Raw genomic sequence first — 766 nt, forward strand, 5'->3', positions numbered from 1 at the left:
CCATCTCATGATTGCAGAAATCAACGACGAAGTGCCATCTCATGATTGCAGAAATCAACGACGAAGTGCTGGCTGAGCTGCCCAAAATGATCCATGACGAAGGGATCACTTCGCTCAAAGTGTTCATGGCTTACAAAAATGTATTTCAAGCCGACGACGGAACGCTTTATCGCACATTGCTTGAAGCTAAGCGGCACGGAGCATTGGTCATGGTGCATGCGGAGAATGGCGATGTGATCGATTATTTGATCAAGGAAGCACTAGAAGCAGGGAATACAGAGCCGATTTACCATGCGCTGACACGTCCATCCTTGATTGAAGGGGAAGCAACGGGACGCGCAGCCAAACTGACTGCTTTGGCAAATTCACAATTGTACGTTGTTCATGTGACTTGTGAGGAAGCTGTTCAGCAGATTGCTGAAGCGCGGAATCAAGGCGTCGATATTTGGGGCGAGACTTGTCCGCAATATTTAATGTTGGATCAAACGTATTTAGAGAAGCCGGATTTCGAAGGTGCAAAATACGTGTGGTCGCCACCGCTCCGACCCCAAGAACATCAAGATGCGCTATGGACGGCACTTAAAAACGGACAGCTTCAGACGGTAGGTTCCGACCACTGCTCCTTTAACTTTAAAGGTCAGAAGGAGCTGGGACTAGGTGATTTCAGCAAAATCCCGAATGGCGGACCTTGTATCGAAGATCGGTTCTCGATACTCTTCTCGGAAGGCTATCTGAAGGGGCGGATAACGCTGAACCAATTCGTAGA

General features: G+C 48.4%; 1 pseudogene. It reads left to right on the forward strand.

Annotated elements, in window-relative coordinates:
• Positions 1–35: 35 nt before the first annotated feature.
• A pseudogene (locus tag AC1DUA_RS39530) lies at positions 36–766 on the forward strand (amidohydrolase family protein); the annotation flags it as partial.

The sequence above is a fragment of the Paenibacillus sp. 01T422 genome, from assembly GCF_056398785.1.